The following is a 15,882-nucleotide window of genomic DNA, read 5'->3' as shown; positions in this document are numbered from 1 at the left end:
AAAAAAAGGATGTTAAGGCCGTCAGATATAAAATTGCAAAAAAATAGAGCCAAAGTCCAAGGGACTTGAAGCTCTACTTTTTTGCATTTCCTTCTTAAAAGAAACATATATCCGGTTAGATTATTACTGATTACTAAAACGGTGTAGCTACTCTTGTGAAAAAGCGGAAAGGGCCTCATCTGTAAGATCGAGTTCAGCAAAGGCTCTGCACACTTGCTGGAAAGATCTAATGGTATTGGTCTCGTATAGAATGTTAATGGGATCGAAACCTAGCATAACTAGCGAATCCACAAGTTCTGTCTGGTCCACTTCGATATGGTGCAGTGCTTCAAGCATGGTCTCAATGACTACTAATAATAAAATTGCCTTATTTACTTGATTCATCGTGTTGCTCCCTTCGTTAGTTCCTTTTCTCCTGTCATTCGGCCAAGGTACATTCTTAGAATAAGCAGGGAGAGATGGAAAATAACGCGAAGCACATAAACGAGCAATATAAACTAAATAAATCTGAAATGAGGAGAGAACAATGACGAAAAAACAATCAGATGATTTTCAATGAATTTCCCCTTGTATGTATGTTCAGGCGTTCTCGTTTACTTCATTGATGATTGAATCAATCAACTCGTCATCAACCAAAGTACTGGCTTTTTCAAGTGCTGATAAAATGCCTTCCGGATTATCAAAAAACACGTTAAACAGAATGGGAGCTACATCGTCTATGTTAATTTTCTGGGCTTTTACCATACTAATCAGTGCAACAACGATCTCGTGCCCTTCTACATTACCTTCCATGAATCTATTTCTTAAGTGAGTTGACACTGCTTCGGTCTTTGACTGCGAGTATGCCATTACATTCCCTCCAACGATTGAATAATCTAAGTAGTGCTCCTCTTTTTTATGCAAGTCTAAACCAGGATAGATTAGGAGTTATCTTAACCATAATAAGTCAGTTAGTTCAATTTATCAATAACTACTACAGCAATGAAATATCACTTGAACCCCATGTATACTCAACAAAAAAGACCCTGGACGGGTCATTTTTTCGGTCTTCCTTCCCAGTAATCCGGGAATCCCTCGTAGTCCCAAGCGTACAAGTTTTCGTTGTCTGCCTGGATGGCAACATCTGCTCCTGAGCCAAAATCAATGCCTACAGATCCAAGTTCTTTTGCTTTAATGGCTAATACCTTACCAGGTGCACCTGCGCATACGAGAGCCATTTTCCAAGGTGTTTTTTTGTAGATGTCTTCCATCTCTTTGGAGGCTGCGCTCACATGAGACCATGAGGGACAATCCAAAGTAGCTACGATACTGGTCCAACCGTATCGGCGCTCCAGAACTTCTTTGTATTGAACCGCCTTGGCTCCGCAGAGCAGAATGGGCATGGTCTGGAACGTTTCATAGAACAGCTTAAACCGGGCAATGTAATTATTTTCAAATGCGTAGAATGTCTCCTTGGGCTCAATCTTGTAATACGCGAGACACATATCAAACAAAGGTCTGAAATACCAGTGGTCCGTCTGTGTCAAATGACCAACGTAATCGGCTTTTCTCAAGCAGTGTACAATAATTTCTCTTGCACCTGCATTGGGTAACGTAATACCACAGTATGTGGGATCATTCACCCACCCGTAATGGGACTTGATGAAATCCATGGTTAGGACGGTTCCATGGGCCAGAATGGTATTGGAAGCATCCCCAAATCGAACGGAAGCATGAGCTTCTCCATCTGAAGCTTTTTGGAACCAGCTATGAATTAATTCAATACTACCGAGCACACTCTTCACCCTCTTTTGGTATGAAACGATTCAAGTCCTTGTTGTACATATTCATCAACTCCTTCTTTTATAGAATAGAAGAAATGGTTTATTCTCTCTCCTCTTTCAGTGAAAAGTCTTTTTTGTTGGACGCTGAAGAATGGCAAAGATCGGTCTACACTATGTGAAAGGGGAGGGATGAACGGTGGCTAAGGTATTCATAGGTGCTCCTGTGAGAAACCGGGCATGGATTATGGAGCGGCACTTGCAGTCGCTCAAACAACAAACAGTACACAAGCAATTTTTGTACATTTTAAATGATAGTGAAGATCAGACAGAACAAATTTTAAATGATCATCAGATCTCGTACTTGACTCATAACTTGGGTAAGACATTCGGTCATTTGCGCGGTCAGTACTCCTATCACAATCTGGCGCTACTAAGGAATATTCTTGTGATGGAGTTTCTTAAATCCGATTGTGATTATCTGTTCTCCATTGATACAGATATCATTATTCCTGAACAGAGCCTTGAGCAGCTTATTGAAAATGATAAGGACATCTGTGCCATGCTGATTCGAAATCACCCAAGAATTAAGGCTTATAATGCAATGATTGGTGGAAAGCACATTTCAGATTTCAGAGAGGGAGTCATACCCGTGGATTTGACAGGTGCCGTATATCTGATTAAACGTGAAGTTGTTGAAGCGGGTGTACGATATGGTTCACATTCGATCGGTGAAGATGCTCCCTTCTGTGAGCAGGCTCAGCAACTTGGTTATGAATTGTATGTGGATACACGGCTTCGTCCAGTTCATGCCTATGAGAAAGGAGTGGAGTTGGTTGCTGAATTGGCTAGTACATAGAAATAGGGAGAAAAACGCAAGTTTTAAAAGCATTGAAATGACGATCATATATCCGCCTGCACTCGATTGGAATTTGTTATTTCAACGTCCACAGCAATTAATGACTGCATTCTCCAAGATTCCAGGGGTACGCGCTATTTTTGTTAACGAGGAGACGTATAAGAAACAGAACCACCCGATCGAAAAGTTGAACGAGGACCTCTTCCTTGTACAAAAAGGTATTAACTATGACCATCTGATCAAAGGGAAAAAGGTACTCTGGTTCTCCAGTCCGGGCCAATATAATTATGGGGATGGTCGCAATTTTGATTTTACTGTATTCGATTACTTGGACAATTCAGCCGATGAATTTGCGGTTTGGAAGGATTTCATTCCAAAATGTTTTGAACGAGCAGATCTTATTGCTACAACGGCTAAGGTGATGTACGAAGCACATAAAAATGATGGTAAACCGATCTTTATGTGCCCGAATGGGGCGGATTATGAGCACTTTAAGAAAGCGCGCGTACCACTCCCCATACCGGCAGACTTCCCCGATGTTGAAGAGGGGCAAAAGGTGGTGGGATTCCATGGGGCAATGGCCTCCTGGGTGGATTATTCACTTATTACCGACATTGCAGACAAAGGATATCGTGTAGTTCTGATAGGGAACAATGCCCTGTATCAAAAAAACATTATGCATCCCAACATAACCTGCCTTCCACATAAGGATTACAGAATTCTTCCCGCATATATTGCCCAATTCGATGTTTGTATCGTGCCATTCAAGTTGACAGAAATGATTCGTGGATGTGACCCGATCAAATATTACGAATATTTGTCTGCGGGCAAGCCTGTTATAACGACTCGTATGGAGGAAATCGTTAATAAGTACAGTAACGTAACCTACTTTATGGATCGTCATAATTGTGGGCAGGTGCTTCAAAAAGCAATCCGTGAGAACAGCGAGGCCAGGATCGCAGCCCGTACAATGGTTGCAAGAGCTAATGGCTGGAACAGCAGGGCCATGGATGCTGTCAAAATGATAAATCAGGTGATGGGAGGCAAGTTGGATGAAACAGATGTTCAAACGAATTTTCGGTAGCCAGGCGGCCAAGCTACCAGTTGAAGTCGAAAAAGTAGAGGTTGAGATGAATGAGTTCAATTTTTCAAAATACGTACCCAAACTCAAAACAACCATTGTATATTTGCCTGCTATAGATTTTCATAGTGAACGATTTGGGCGTCGACCACAACGAATATTAAGAGAACTTGCGGCAATTGGTTATCATGTGATTTATATAAATTCCAGTGATGAGTTTTATCAGGTGGATGCATTGGAGTATCCCCACCCTGAGCTTCCAAACTTTGTCGTGGCTCGTATTGGTCAGAACGTTCGCTCACTGTTTGAGGGTGAGAGAGTCATCTATTGGGTGAATGACAGCCGGTTGGCAAGTTCGGTCGAGACATCATATCCTAACCTGGTTGTATTTGATTCGCTTACGGATCCCGACCTGCTCGAAAAAGACAAGCACAAGATGGAAGCTGTTGCTGACGTTGTGTTTATTACACCGGAGCGAATTTATGAGCATGGCAAATACTGCGCTCATGTTCATCTGATTACTGCCGATGAATTCGAAATAAGGGAAAGAGCAGAACAAGTCGCCCAAATTATAGATGAATTGCCCAATCGATCGGCCCCTCTTATGTAGGGGTCTTTTCTTTTTCTTTGACAGTGTTAGGGAATGAGCTTTGCGTTCTACACTATGAAAAGCAGAGACAGCCACCAGCCAAACTGCTTGGAGGAATGAAACTCAAATCTTTCCAATCCTTCGACCAGATGCAGGCTCATGTAAGTCTCAGTAGCTAAATAATTATATACCAATCTAAGGAGTGGACTGTTCAATGGCTAAAAAGATGATTATCAAAGGTGTAGGTACATTCATGGCGAAGCGTTACCCTACAGACCCGCTGGGTGCAATTGAAGTAATTACACTGGGTACGCTGCAAGATTTGAAAATTGACCTCAATGTAGAGCTGGAGGACATCTTTGGTGGTGATGGATTGTTTGCCATCGACGTACTGGTGAAGTCCAAGTCCATTGAGGTATCTGCTACAGATGCCAAATTCGATCTGGATGCGATTCAGCTGATGATGGGTTCAACCGTACAGGAACAAGTGAAGTCCTACGTATGGGTTTTGAATGAGCAGGATACTGCAGCTGCTGGCGCAGCCAATTCCGGATTTGCTGAAGTCAAACCAAAATATGCAAGTTCAATCTATGAAAATTACGGAGATATTACCGTTCGCCTTAAAGAGTCCAACAAGTTGCTGAAACAACTCAAATCGAATGCTGCAACTGTGGCACCAGATGAATTCTTCTACGATGAAGCAAATGATGTTGTTGTACTCAACGCTGCGCATATCAGTAAGGAAATTGTGCTCAACTACAAACGCGAAGAAACGGTAGACATGGTCGATTTGCTGGTTGACGAAGTGCCTTTCCCAATCTCTGTAATCCATCACGGTACATTCCAGCAAAAAGATGGCTCTTTTGCAGGAGTTGAAACTGAACTGTACATGTGCCGTGCCAAAGGTACATTCAGTATCAATGCTCAGCGTGCAGCAGCATCAGCGTCTGCGATTTCCTTGCAAATTCTTGATCCTGAACGTGCAGACGGCAAATTGGGAAGTATCAAACGCTTTAGCGCGACAAGCAAAATCTAAGATCTCATACGATGTTCCATTGCTCCTGGCAAGGTATAGTACGGCGTCTGTGTCCTCCCCTGCACAGACCCTTGCCTTGCCAGGTTCTTTATTTTACAGGGGAGAGAATATTCAGGGGAGGCTCTAATGATGGTGGAAACAGAACAGGAAAAGGCTGAGCGTGAGCTGGCTGAAAAATTGAACGAGGAAGCTGCCGAACGAATCAAAAATGATCCGGCGAATAAACGGGTAACTCCGGAGGAAGCTGAGGCTGCTGAACGGGCATTCTTTGAAGACGATGAGATTATAACGCTTCGTGATCGGCGGAAATACCGTATCCCTCCATGTAACCTGAAGGATGCACGTCGATTAATGAAACTGCTGAAAACGGTGAATATTGATGCCATTATTCTTAACTTTATTCCAACAGAGAATGATGAACTGGATGCAAAACGACAACAGGATTTATTTGATGTGTTGGCCATGGCATTTAAAAACTATCCGCACATTGTGACCAAAGATGAACAGGGTGAGTATATCATCAATCGGGAATATCTGGATGAGTACCTGGATTTAAATACGGCCCGTCAAGTTATTGATATGCTCATTGGTCTAAATGGTCTAAAAAAGTAGAACGCGCCGAGGGTGAGCCTCTGGAGGGAACCGAAATCCGTGATGAGGAAACGCAAGAGCCAATTCACTGGGGAGAAATCTTCTTTACCCTTCACAAGCACTGTGGGCTGAACAAGTGGGAGATCTGGGAGTACACGCTCCCTCAGGTCGCGGAGCTGTGCAAGTCAGCCGAGAAATATATTCAGTTTGAGGTTGAATTAATGACAGCACCTCTTCGCATGTTCGGTGGCGGCAGAGAGGAAGAAGCAGTCGGGGAAGATGGAAGTATTAGACGTAAACGGACCTTTGATGACGCGGACTACACCGAAATATCCGAGGAAGACATCGGTTTGCTTGCACAAGCGCTTGGAGGATAAGTGAGAGACGTCCCGTTTTGCCTACACTAAGGTAGAACGGGATTTATGTATAAAGGTGGTGATGAATTTGGCTGACACAGAAGAACAAAAACACTCTTTAACCAGAGAGATATTAATGGAGGTAGAGCAGTCTGGTATCGAGCTCCCTGACATGAAAGATGGTAATCGATCAGGCTTTCAATCACTCGTTAATCGTCTTGAAGAGATGAGGGACGCTATGCAGTCCCGAATGATTGCAACGTTAACCAAGGATTTGGAAACATTTTATCGTGGGGCCTTCAACGCAATGAAAGATCTGCCGGAAGCCGATTCACAGGAGTTAGTGGACTCTATGAGCAGCATGATGAAATATATCTCCTCAGGTGAAGCCAGAGGGTACTCACCCACTATGCTGAAGGAATCACTTGAGTCGTCACGTCAGATGGATGACCAGATGACCAAGGCCAATCAAAATTTCGAGATTAGATCATCAGGTGAAACAGGTCAAACAGACGGGACCATCAAGGAACTACAACGGATTGCATTACAACATGGTATGGACCAGGAGGATGTGGGTCTCGCATATCGCATTGGTTCACGCTCCTATGATAATTCTCAGGAAGCCACAGCCTTTGCTAAAGAAGTCGCCAAGTTGCATTCGTTTGACAATGTGGATGTAGAGAAGACTGCTACGGGCTTGGAAGCCGTTTCCTCTGTTTGGGGAATGAGTGGTTATGATCTATCCAAGGTAACGGACATGATGCTTAAGGCTGCAACGATCTCACAGGTAAACATCCAGGATCTGATCAAGGCCATGCAACATACGGTGCCTGCATCGAGTGATAGTGAAATTGAATTAACAAAAGAAGATGCACTTGCCCGTTTGATGGCGACGTCTTCATTGTCTCTACAGGAGAAAGGTCATTCAGGTCTGGGTAGTGGTTTAACCCAAGATCAGGCTTCAGTGGGCGCTCTTGTGGAGCAACTTAAGATCGTTGACGAGGATACAGCTTCCATGGTTCCGCGGACAGACGCAAGAGACAACTTGCAATTTCGTCAAAGTCAGTTCCGTACTGCGTTCCAAATCTCTACATATGAAGCCATGAAAGGGTTAAAAGAAGAATTTTCTGGGCTCCAGACCTATCTTATTTCATTCTTGCGATTAATTGGAGACCAATCCAGCGGAATTGCAGATCATATGGAACTGATTAATCGGATTATGGAAGAAGCAGGTGTTCAAGTGGCCTGGGACAAGTTCGCTGATGTGATGAACAAAGGAGAACTGACGCGTTATGGTATGGGTGATACAGGTACAGTGAAGAGCGAAAGCTCAGGAGGCAACATGTCCAACCCAATCGGAGTTGCTGATGTGCACCGTGCGGGTGTAACCCAGGAAAGGGCTAGACAGCAAAACCGTCTTCGTGTTCAAGGTACCCGTAAAGCAGAGATACAGACAAGAGCAACCGCCAAGCAAGAAGAAGTGCTCAAGCTACATACTAGACGAGATGAACAACAATCACTCTATAAGCAGGCAATCCAGGATGGTAATTCAGCATCTTCCTCCTTTCACGAAGGAGAACGTGACCAAGCGGAGAAGGAAGCCAAAGCCAAAAGCAGGGAACTTCGTCTGTTGCGTGAGGAATTGGATTCACTCGATGAACAGATGGCGAAGACAAAACGGAGTCTTGATTTTCTAAGACGTGAGTTGGATGAGAACGGAAAAGCGATCATGCAGCTTGAACATCAAGCGAGAATATTGATGTTAGCGATGGATGATATGGATCTGGATGCAATGGAACTTCGAAATAAGTTATATTTCCTGAATGCCGAGTTCCTTTATGGCGCAACCGATGTTCAGCGTTACGAATCCGAGATCCAGAAACTGCGCAAACAATCGATTCTATTAAATGATGTGCTATCCAAATTAAGGAGTGAAGTGAATGCACTGAATTCCTCATTCAGACAAGGTTCAATGGACGCCGCGGCATATATCTCCAAACTGAAGGAGCTTGAACAGGCACAATTGGCTGCGATGATGAACTCTTCCGGAGGATTCCTCGTAGTTCCGGGTTCAGGAAGTGCGGGTGCCGGATCAGCTGCAAAAGATGATAAAGAGAAGGATGATTCGGCAAACAAAACCTTCGTGGCACGTCATGAAGACCTGATCAAGGATGTCATGAAAGATGCGATAATGGATGAATTCAATCCAGGGGGTGATTCCAAAAAGGAAAATCAAAAGACCAAAAAAAGAGGCCTTCTTTCCAGATTTAAAGACATGAAAGAGACAGGCAATCGCAAAGCATTTTTTGACAGCCATGCCCCGACTCGTGATAAAGGTGGAAATATTCTTCGAGATAGACAAGGTAATTTGATTACTCAGCGTGATATCAATGCGGAGCGTGCTGCACGTGGGATTAAAACACCGGGTAAACTTTCGAAATTAGTGAAAACCGGCTCAAGATTCTTAAGACCTTTAAAAGCCGTACCAGGCCTTGGTGTTGCGATGGGGGCCATGGATGTCATTTCAGGCCTTGTTGATCCGCTTAGTAATATGGGCAAGTCTGACGCGGAGAAGCAGAATATTCGGGCAACGAACAAGGAAGAGCTGGCAAAACAGTTCAAAGATGTGGAGCAGTCATCTTTTATAGGAAAAGTATGGAAAGGACTTAACCTGGGGATGGATGCCGCTGTATCCGGAACAATGAGTACGATATTTGGGGATAATGCCACCAATAATAAGTTTGGCGATTATTGGAAGGGATTTAAAGCGATGTGGTCCGAAGATGGCGGAGATGCGGTCGAGAAAAAGCTGGCCAAAGAGTATAACTATGAGCAAGAGAAAAAAGAGTCGCAGCTTCAAATGGACAAGGAGTCCAGCAAGACGCCCGAGCAGAACAGTCAACCACAAGTGCAATATGTGCAGCCTCAGATTCAGTACATTCCTGCTGCTGGCGGAATGGGTACCATTGCTAACGGATATACACCTCAGCCGCAAAGCAATGGTATTGATGAAATGATCGCCAAGATTAATCGTCAACTCAACAAGTCAACAAGTGACAATGAAACGAATTATCAAGTCGCTCGATCCCGTCTGTTGATCAGCGGTGTCCGCGAGGATTCTGGCCAGATGCGCACCTTGATGGAGAAATATTTGCAAGAAAATATCAAGTTCTTTGATAAGGCGATTGCTAGTTTGCAAAAGACGTACGACAAGATGGCAGAGGGCAAGGAAAAAGATGAACTCGGTCTGGAGATTAATGAGAAGAAGCAGCAAAAGGCACAATCAGAGCTTGAACTGAACGGTGTTAAAAACAGTAAAATTGACGAACTCAGACGCAAGATGAACGACCAGCTTGAGCTGACACAGTTGGATTACGACAAACGAATGTACGATCTTCTGGCGGCCAATGGGGGCAAGGAAGATGCACCAGAATTGGTTGCATTGAATAAATCCCGTGCATCTGAGCTGAACTCAAAAATAGGTTCATTCCAGAAGGAATGGAAAAATTTGCTGAATAGCGGTGTATTCAAACCTGGCTCTGATGAATATATGGAAATCTTTAAACAAATCCAATCATTAGGTGTAGAACAGTCCAAGAACTTGGCCGAAATCAGCAAAAAAATGGATAAACCCATATCTACATTCAACATTCCAGCAGGACTTAAAGTCATGGATTACTTTGATTATATGACGACAAACAATACACATAAAAGTGTGATGGTTGGCGCGGGCGATGTCACGGTGCATGTGAATATCGACAATATGACAGGCAGCACAAAAGATGTGGAAAAACTGACGTCGGCACTGGATAAGACACTGCGGCAGAATAATCCGGGTCTTGTAAACAGGATGGCTAGTAATGTCGGTGCAAGAATGGGGAGTAATTACCCCGTATCTTTTATTAGATAAGGAGGGCATCTGATATGTCTCAGCAAGACCCGTTTGGTTCAGCTAATGACCGGTATAAAAGAAGGCTATATGTGGATACAGGCATGAAGTTTGAGCCTGTGATGGGTCGGATTATTGATCCGTACTCTTCACCGTCGCCCAATCCGCAAGTGAGGGAAATTAAAATGATTAATGCTCCCTCGCATTTTCATCAGATGGGTGTGTCTTCGTACAAGTCCATCATTAACATCCTGTTTAAAGACAAGCAATCCTATCATGACTACGCCATGTACGTAGGCTGGACGCACAAATTTTATGATGAGAAGGGCAATATTTATGTTGGTGTTGTAGAGTCCATCAAAGTCGACCCAATTTTCTATCATCAGGATACGATGGATAAAGATCAGAAGGGTTACAAGGTTGAATTGACCATGACCCTGATCAAGAAAGATGGATATGACCGCAAGAGTGCGGTTCAGTTTCAGGATTTACAGACGACGGAAGGCAAGAATCACTGGGCAAGAGACTCCATTGAGCGCATGGCTGACTTGGGGCTGACGGTTGTAACAGAATTGGATGGTACCCCCATTCTATACTTCAGGCCTGAAGATTTTATAACCAGAGCAGAGTTTGTTACTTTCCTGATGCGCACGAAGCGTCTGCTGGAACGAACCATTCGAGAGTAGGGTGACCTACTCTCTTTTCTGTCTATTCTAAAGATAGGGGGTGTTTATCATACGAAAATGGGTTGATGTAAACGAAGGGGACTGGTTCTATAACGATGTTATGGAAGCCACGAATATGGTTCTGGAAGATGGTGAAGTCTTTGTTGCCGGGATCAACTATAACAAGTTTGAGGAAGGCAAGCCTTTTGTATATGAGGAAATCAAGGGGCAAGCGGGGCAAACCTCATTTAGTCTGCCTGTTCTGATTAAGCCGACAGATGACAATCCACTGTATGTGTTTATTGATGGTGTTCAAACGATCTACGAAACGGCTGAAACCAATAGTAAGGGGTTAACTGATGTAGAGTTGTATACCGGTGTGAAAGCAGGTCAGATGGTGTCCTTCTGTAGTTATGGAGAACCGTTGCTGGATAGTGATTGGAAAAGGCCACCGGTCTCCTGGACTGGAGATCTGCCCAGAGCTGCACTTAGTGCAGCGACGACCTATTTCTACGATCCATTCAGTCGTAATCATCAGGAGTATTTGTATGCAGCAGGCCAACCGCTTCGGAGACTCAGTATTCCTTCCGAGGTATGGGCAGACACCATGGGGGATGCGGCAGCGGTAACCAAAATTGCAACAGCGGCAATTGGCTATCGAACAGATGTATATTGTGTCAGTCCAGGGGGTTCAGTCTTCCTCCCATTTAATCTGAACGGTGTCACCTGCAAGTTCAACTATTGGACGAAGAATAGCGGTGGTGCATTCAAATTCAAGAGTGAAGAGATCAAAGCGAAAACGAGTAATCCGGCATACAATAACTGTTTCTTTCCTAATGCCATTATTCAACGGGGAGAAGCCTTTCATCTGATTAACAAGCTACGAAAGGTGTTCTATGCCAGATTTACGGACAAGAATGCCCCTACTACGGGGATTAATGAGAAAATTACCGCTTTTCAAGGGCAGCGAGTGTTTAGACTGAATGGTAATTATCCGGCAGGTAAAAAGAAACTTACAGTTACAGTCAAATTCAAAGAAGAACAAAAAGATAAAATCAAAGAAACACCAGGCTATTCGGAAATAGATAACCATACGGTTGTCTTTAATCAACCTTTGTCAGAAGGCGACGAAGTGACTTTCTATTATTTCAAAGATGTGAGCGAAAGGTTTGCAGACGTCGGAAAAGATTCGGCCATTTATTATCAGAACAAAGATGAGCGAGTCGTACAGAACAAGGATGCATTCTGGAAAATAGCTGTCTCTGAGATGGAAGACGAAACATTTGCTAATAATGATCCGCTGATTGCAGGTATCAATATAAAGAAAAAGCTGGATGGTGCAGCGGTGGTAACGAATATGGGCAGACCTGTAGGTGGTACGGAACCGGATGAGACATGGTTTTTGGGTAACTCTGCTATGACACGGGCTGAAGCCGTGGCCTTCCTGGACCGATTCATGAAGTGGACCATCGAGCGATTTAAGTAGGGGGAGATACAATATGATTCCAATTTCGGATGAGGTTATGAATGTGCTGTCCCAGCGTCTGAAGCTGGGGGAAGGAGCACTTCCCAATATCCGGGTTGAAGTGGACAGGCTGGCATTTATCCCGGGACGGACAGAAGAGTTCAGGTATATGGTTTCCGAGCAAGTACCCATCATCAGTACACAATCCGTATGGGTGGATGAGTCGAGTACCGGAATTTATAATGGCTCGACCGAAGATAACGCCCAAGACATTTGTTTTCCGGTCAAGGGTAAAACGATTGACACGATTAAAGTAACAGATGAATTTGGATCTCCTCGTGATAAAGGTACAAGAATTCATCAGGGCATTGATTTGTGGGATGAGATTGGAACTCCGATTCTGGCTGCTTGGGCAGGAAAGGTAGTTCGAACATCCCGGAATAAAACAGAAGGTGCCGGAAATGCCGTAAACATTCGACATGCGAATGGTGTAATCACCAAGTACTTTCATTTAAAAGAAATTCTCTGTTCGGTGGATGATGAAGTAGCTCAAGGTGCTGTCATTGGAACACTAGGCAATACAGGGGGGGTATATACCAATGGCCATAAGGTATCTGCTGCTGAACGTGCAGCAGGTAAAGGGCGACATCTGCACTTTGAAATTTGGGAAGGAGTTAATCCAACAACGAAAACTGGAGAAGGTGGCAAGGCGGTTAACCCCAACTTGTATTTGAAGGGAAAGCGCAAACTGCACGGAAATGCGAAAACAACGTTTACTGATGTAGTGCCGGTTCAGGTTGAAGGATATCCAGGAGAGATCAAACTGAATGAGAAATTCGATAAACGGAACTGGTATGAGAAAAGCGTGTATACAACCGGATTGAAATTTTCGGATTATGCCAAGATCGAATCAGGCTGGACTTTATTTGATTCGGGAGGAAAGCTGCTGTATACGTTTGAAGGCAAAGCCGCGGTAGCCGAATTTGAGATTAACGTGACAAAACTGAGCATGCCTACGCAAGGGCTTCTTAGTATTGGAATGGGGACTAATTTTAGTGAAGCTGAAGGGGATTCGTTCGCTGTGGTGATCGATGGTAAAACGTATGCCTATGTCAATAAGTTCAGCGGGGCATACGACCTGACCAAACTAACGGAATTGAACAATATTGTAATTCCCGCAAAAGCCAAAAGCATCAAAATTAAGGTGACTTATGGAGGCAAACAAAACACCACTGTTCCACCCGGATCGGTTCCTGCTTCGAAGGTGAAATATAAAAAATTCGCCATTGATTATATTCGTATACAAGAGTTGTTGCCTGCTCCGTTGAAGAATCAAAAGAGTGAAGAAGGACTTGATCCGTCCAAAGGCTATTATCAAACGAACAGTTATGAAAGCTTTGTCATGAACAATAGGCCAGAGTCGGATGTTATTCAGGTTGGATCTTTTGTCTATATGGATACGCAGGTTCTTCCCAATATCATTAGTGCCGAAATCGATGATCAGTTTGACTCTGAAGCCAGGGAAGCACGGCTGACCATCTCTAATCCAAGAGGATTCTTCTCCCCGGATTATAATCCTGCCCATTTTCCCGAGCTTGGGGGCGTCCCATCTCCATGGTCTTATTTTGCCAACGGATTCCATGTCGGGGTTCTGAGTGAAAACACACCGATACGTATCTACATGGGCTATGGTCAGCATATGATGCGGGTATTTACCGGACTGATTGACAAGGTGGACATCAATGGTGAGGGCTCCACGCTGGAGATCACGGCTCGAGATATGTACAAGCGCATTATCGAGAAAGTCATTTCGGAGAAAAAAGCTTATCCAGAGGTAGATGAGATTGATAATGTGCCAGATCCGGTGCCTCCTGCAGCAGTAGGGACGGACCGGACATCTTCCATTATTCAGGCTGCCCAAGCTCAAGCTGCGGTGTATGGCGTGCCGGATCACAAATTTTTGCTTGCAATATGCAAACATGAGACCGTACTTGGCACACAAGGTAAGGGTAAAGAAGAGAACGGCAGCTTTATTCTCGGATACGGCTGTCCTAGTACAAAAGCTTGTAACCCCAGCTACAAGGGAATTCAGGAGCAGATGAAGCGCGGCGCAGAACGGATGTCCAAAGCACTGGCTTCAAGAGGAAAGAAAGTAACTTCCAAGGCGGATGTACTTTATTTCCATGATGGAGGAGACATCGCTCCGATGACCTGGAGTGCGGATCGAGATAATTGGGTGAACAAGGTATGGACCTTTTATCAGGAGATGCTCGCAGACCCTGCAAGCTGGACCATTACAGCAACCTCCACACCGGCAGCTACACCGACACCAGCTCAGCCTGTGGAGCTCGAAAAGCCGGCTTGGGTTAAATCTACGGTTGTGCTAGATCTGGTTAAACACGCAGGTTTGGTGGGTTGGAGGGCAACCAGTGAGGATCGCTCTTATCCTGACTATGTGATCGACGAGACCTATCTGATTGAGGTGAATCAGAAGACGGGCAGAGTCATTGTTCCGGTACCGGGACAGGAAGGTGAGTTTGAAGTCAAGGATGCAAGTACGGTGCTTACACCCAATGGATGGCTTAATCCATTCATTGAGGAGTACGGCAAAACGTTTGAACAATGGTCTGCCAAAGTTACGGAAGCCGTTCAGGATATTATTTCGGAGATTCCTTATCGAAGCTACTGTGACCGTTATGGTACATACCGATTGGAGCGCTTGAATTATGACAAACCGGTCGTTGCGGAGTTTTCAGAGAACGACAATCTGATCTCCATTACCAAATCGACGGATTGGTCCAGAGGAAGAAGTCATATCGTTGTTATCGACTCGAATCAGAATCAGAGCAGTTTTGTGGACAAGGAGATTTTGCTCGAACTGAAAGGTGAGATCCGAACCATGGTGCTTGCGGTACCTTGGGCCAAGACAGTTGAAGCTAAAAGACAGGTGGCAGAGCGAGCTTTTTTTGATATGAAACGTATGTGCCGTACGCTGCAGGTATCCATTCCTGCGAATCCTGCTCTTGATCTGCTTGACAACGTTATCGTGACGGATAAAACGACTACCACCCGCTCCGTATACACGATTAAAAGTATCAAAACTAGCTATTCCGTGGATCGGGGCATGCTTCAGGTCATTGATATGATGTGGGCAAGAAAGGGAGTGATGGTGTAATGGCCGGCATCGTGAATGAAAATATTGTTTTTCCTGTGCTGGATCTAATCCACCGGGAATTACGCAAGTATAGCAGTACTTCAAATTCGAACAGTTCTCCTCTTGAGGGGGAACCTTCCGTTACATTATATCGGGAACATATGCAGGACCCGGACAGGGTGACTGGAGCAGACCTCTTCTACGAATCGGAGTGGAAGGTTTCGATCTGGATGAAGTTTGGCTCCGAGGATGAAGAGGACTTTCCTACCGGGGTGGGCTACTCCCACCCGGATTATGACTATTATAAATTTTTTCGGTTAACACAGGTAACTGCCCGCACATTTGATCCAGGCGGAGAGGCGATGTTCACCTACAATATTAGTCTAAATTATGATGACGAAGGACGCTTAACTGGAACGAGCGTAAATCGTATATAG

Annotated in this window: 14 protein-coding genes; 11 read left to right on the top strand and 3 right to left on the bottom strand. The window is 44.4% G+C overall.

Annotated elements, in window-relative coordinates:
- Window positions 1–147: 147 nt before the first annotated feature.
- The 3 genes from MHB49_RS22620 to MHB49_RS22610 all read right to left on the bottom strand — a co-directional run bounded on the left by MHB49_RS22620 (window position 148) and on the right by MHB49_RS22610 (window position 1,775).
- The gene (locus MHB49_RS22620) at window positions 148–384 is read right to left on the bottom strand and encodes a hypothetical protein (protein WP_405153085.1); all 237 of its coding nucleotides are present in this window, start codon (window positions 382–384) and stop codon (window positions 148–150) included.
- Between the two features lie 195 nt (window positions 385–579).
- The gene (locus tag MHB49_RS22615) at window positions 580–849 is read right to left on the bottom strand and encodes a hypothetical protein (protein WP_247898280.1); all 270 of its coding nucleotides are present in this window, start codon (window positions 847–849) and stop codon (window positions 580–582) included.
- Between the two features lie 185 nt (window positions 850–1,034).
- Window positions 1,035–1,775, bottom strand: coding sequence for a GT-D fold domain-containing glycosyltransferase (locus tag MHB49_RS22610; protein ID WP_247898279.1), 741 nt, complete (start codon window positions 1,773–1,775; stop codon window positions 1,035–1,037).
- Between the two features lie 184 nt (window positions 1,776–1,959).
- Here MHB49_RS22610 and MHB49_RS22605 point away from each other — a divergent pair, with 184 nt between their 5' ends.
- From MHB49_RS22605 to MHB49_RS22555, 11 genes are all read left to right on the top strand, one after another.
- Window positions 1,960–2,619, top strand: a complete 660-nt coding sequence (locus MHB49_RS22605) for a glycosyltransferase family 2 protein (RefSeq protein ID WP_405153084.1) — start codon at window positions 1,960–1,962, stop codon at window positions 2,617–2,619.
- A gap of 37 nt (window positions 2,620–2,656) precedes the next feature.
- Window positions 2,657–3,703 (top strand): glycosyltransferase, encoded by a 1,047-nt coding sequence (locus MHB49_RS22600; protein WP_405153083.1) that lies wholly within the window; start codon window positions 2,657–2,659, stop codon window positions 3,701–3,703.
- Window positions 3,672–4,310: a hypothetical protein gene (locus MHB49_RS22595; protein ID WP_405153082.1), complete on the top strand. Its 639-nt coding sequence runs from the start codon at window positions 3,672–3,674 to the stop codon at window positions 4,308–4,310. Before MHB49_RS22600 ends, MHB49_RS22595 begins: the two co-directional genes overlap by 32 nt.
- A 193-nt stretch (window positions 4,311–4,503) precedes the next feature.
- Window positions 4,504–5,325: a hypothetical protein gene (locus MHB49_RS22590; protein ID WP_405153081.1), complete on the top strand. Its 822-nt coding sequence runs from the start codon at window positions 4,504–4,506 to the stop codon at window positions 5,323–5,325.
- Between the two features lie 126 nt (window positions 5,326–5,451).
- Window positions 5,452–5,937 carry a hypothetical protein gene (locus MHB49_RS22585; RefSeq protein ID WP_247898274.1) on the top strand — a complete coding sequence of 162 codons (486 nt, stop codon included), beginning with the start codon at window positions 5,452–5,454 and terminating at the stop codon, window positions 5,935–5,937.
- Window positions 5,938–6,137: 200 nt separating this feature from the next.
- Window positions 6,138–6,293 (top strand): hypothetical protein, encoded by a 156-nt coding sequence (locus MHB49_RS22580; protein ID WP_247898273.1) that lies wholly within the window; start codon window positions 6,138–6,140, stop codon window positions 6,291–6,293.
- A 67-nt stretch (window positions 6,294–6,360) separates the two neighbouring features.
- Complete coding sequence (locus MHB49_RS22575) at window positions 6,361–10,182, top strand: hypothetical protein (protein ID WP_405153080.1); 3,822 nt, start codon at window positions 6,361–6,363, stop codon at window positions 10,180–10,182.
- Window positions 10,183–10,196: 14 nt separating this feature from the next.
- The gene (locus MHB49_RS22570; protein WP_405153079.1) at window positions 10,197–10,847 is read left to right on the top strand and encodes an S-layer homology domain-containing protein; all 651 of its coding nucleotides are present in this window, start codon (window positions 10,197–10,199) and stop codon (window positions 10,845–10,847) included.
- Between the two features lie 100 nt (window positions 10,848–10,947).
- Window positions 10,948–12,312 carry a hypothetical protein gene (locus MHB49_RS22565; protein ID WP_405153078.1) on the top strand — a complete coding sequence of 455 codons (1,365 nt, stop codon included), beginning with the start codon at window positions 10,948–10,950 and terminating at the stop codon, window positions 12,310–12,312.
- Window positions 12,313–12,325: 13 nt separating this feature from the next.
- Window positions 12,326–15,466, top strand: coding sequence for a M23 family metallopeptidase (locus tag MHB49_RS22560; protein ID WP_405153077.1), 3,141 nt, complete (start codon window positions 12,326–12,328; stop codon window positions 15,464–15,466).
- Complete coding sequence (locus MHB49_RS22555) at window positions 15,466–15,882, top strand: hypothetical protein (RefSeq protein ID WP_247898268.1); 417 nt, start codon at window positions 15,466–15,468, stop codon at window positions 15,880–15,882. The genes MHB49_RS22560 and MHB49_RS22555 overlap by 1 nt, the downstream gene beginning before the upstream one ends.

The organism is Paenibacillus sp. FSL K6-0108 (genome assembly GCF_045040695.1).
GTDB classification, from domain to species: domain Bacteria; phylum Bacillota; class Bacilli; order Paenibacillales; family Paenibacillaceae; genus Paenibacillus; species Paenibacillus pabuli_B.
Note: the sequence above shows the minus strand (reverse complement) of the source record. Positions and strands in the feature narration are given on the sequence as shown.